Source organism: Mycobacterium sp. (assembly GCF_049683355.1).
Taxonomy (GTDB): domain Bacteria; phylum Actinomycetota; class Actinomycetes; order Mycobacteriales; family Mycobacteriaceae; genus Mycobacterium.
Genome location: NZ_JBAUJB010000374.1, coordinates 1 through 2,242, shown reverse-complemented (window position 1 = coordinate 2,242; position 2,242 = coordinate 1). Strand labels below are relative to the sequence as shown.

The 2,242-nt window shown below is 68.3% G+C and carries 2 protein-coding genes and 1 pseudogene; all 3 read left to right on the top strand.

The window, feature by feature from the left end; genetic code table 11:
- Positions 1–1,563 (top strand): DUF2207 family protein (locus tag WA944_RS21430; protein ID WP_526647322.1); only part of this gene is annotated, 1,563 nt, incomplete at its 5' end.
- Positions 1,557–2,093 carry a LemA family protein gene (locus WA944_RS21425; RefSeq protein ID WP_526369464.1) on the top strand — a complete coding sequence of 179 codons (537 nt, stop codon included), beginning with the start codon at positions 1,557–1,559 and terminating at the stop codon, positions 2,091–2,093. The genes WA944_RS21430 and WA944_RS21425, both read left to right, overlap by 7 nt.
- A gap of 29 nt (positions 2,094–2,122) precedes the next feature.
- A pseudogene (locus tag WA944_RS21420) lies at positions 2,123–2,242 on the top strand (methionyl-tRNA formyltransferase); the annotation flags it as partial.

Genomic DNA, 2,242 nt, shown 5'->3' with positions numbered 1-2,242 from the left:
GTGCGGCAGAAGCCGATGGTCAACTCCGTGCTGCTCGACGGCGAGCGGGTGCCGTACCAGATGCTGTGGGAGGACGGCCAGCGGTTCCGGGTGGCCAAGATCGGCGATCCGGACCGCACCCTGAGCGCCGGCACCCACGTCTTCGAGATCCGCTACACCATCCCCGGCGTCCTCGACCCCGGTGACACCGGCGCCGACAAGCAGTTTGCCCAGACCGTCGGCAGCACCGCCGAGTCGGACGCGGAAGCCTCGGTTTTCTTCTGGAACGTCATCGCCCCGTCCTGGAACAACCGCATCGAACGCGCCGACATCACCGTCACCCTCCCCACAGCGGTCGGCACGGCCCAGTGTTCGGTCGGCCTCGGTATCGGTCGGGCCTGCGACGACCTCACCGTCAGCGGCAACACCGTGACCCTGTCGGCCACCGCGCTCCCGCCCCGGACCCCGGTCACGCTGCGCGCCGGCGTCGACCTGCCGGCGCCCGAACGGCAGAACCTGCCGTGGCCGCACGCCTGGGACGAGATTCTGGGCCAGTCGGTCGGCGGGGTGATCTGGGTGGGTGTGCTGACCGTGCTGTTCGGGCTCGGCGGGCTGGGCTGGTACCGGATGACGCTGGAACGCTCACCGGGCTTCCCGCTGCAGTACGCGCCCCCACCGGGGCTGGGTCCGGTGCAGATCGAGTACATCCGCACCGAGGCGATTCCGAAGAACGGTCTCACCGCGACGTTGTTCTACCTTGCCGAGCGCAGGCTGATCAGCCTGGAGCAGGTCAACGACAAGCACTGGAAGGTCCGCGGTATCGGTCAACCCGGCCAATGGGCGGGCATGGACCCGGTCAGCCTTGCGGTCGCCAAGCGGCTGAAGGTGACGAAGCCGGGAACGGTGTTCGAGGCGAAGAAGACGGTCAAGTCGGGGGAGCGGCTCAGCAAGGCCAAGGCTGACATGACCAAAGCGGTGCAGAAGTGGGCCACCGTCAATCGGCTGATGGTCAAGCGCAACAGAGAACTCTGGGTGCGCGTCGCCAACGCCGTAGCCTTCGTCCTGATGATCTGCGCATGCTTCTTGTGGGGCTTCCCGGCGACCATGTGGGCGTTGCCGTTCGCGGCGTTCTTCGTGCTCTCGGCGGGATCGTGGAATCCCGGCGTCGGCACCAGGCGCACCGCTGCGGGCCGGGAGCTGTGGTCGCGTGCAGGCGGATTCCACCGCATGCTGGCCACCGACTCGGCCGAGGCCAGGTTCGACTTCGGCGCAAGGAGAGACCTGTACACCGCCTACGTGCCGTTCGCCGTCGCCGCGGGAGCCGCCGCACTGTGGGCCAAGAAGTACGAGGCGTACACCGGTAGCGCTGCGCCGCAACCGGATTGGTACAGCTCGTCGTCCTCGTCGACGGGCTGGGGGCTCAGTGGAGGGTCCGGTGGTCCGGACTTCGACAGTTTCGAATCGGCCCTGTCCTCCTCGATCGGCGCCTACACCGCCTCTCAGTCGTCCTCTTCGTCGGGCGGCGGCGGTTCCAGCGGCGGCGGGGGCGGCGGCGGAGGCGGCGGAGGTGGTGGATCGTGGTGACGTTCCTGTTGGTAGTGGCGCTGATCGTGGCGGTGCTCGTCCTCCTCGGATTCGTGTTGGGCTACAACAAAATTCGTGCCGCAGACGTCCGGGTCGCCGAGGCGCTGTCGGGTATCGACGTCGAGCTCACCCGACGGGCCTCGCTGATTCCCAGCTTGGTGCACACCGTGCAGACGTTCGCCACCCACGAGAAGGGCCTGCTGGAGCACGTCACCAACGCCCGTGCTGCGTTGGCCGCGGCGACGACGGGCAACTCCGTGGCACAGCGCAGCGCCGCCGAGACGGAGCTCGACAGCGCCCTGGTGCCGCTGCTTGCGCTGGGGCAGAGTTACCCGCAGCTCAACTCGTCGCAGAACTTCCTCGACCTCCAGCAGAACCTGGCGGACACCGAGAACAAGCTGGCTTTCGCCCGGCAGTACTACAACGACGCGGTCGCCACCCTGAACCGCTCACTGAGCACCATCCCGTGGATGTTCGTCGCCCCGCTCACCGGGGTCGGCGAGCGGGAGTACTACCAGACGTCTCGATAGGCCCGCGACGGCGTCCCTACACTGGCTCGGTGCGCGTTGTCTTCGCCGGTACCCCCGACCCCGCTCTTCCGTCCCTGCGTCGGCTCATCGACTCGCCACGGCACGAGGTGGTCGCTGTGCTGACCCGGCCGGACGCCGCCGCGGGGCGG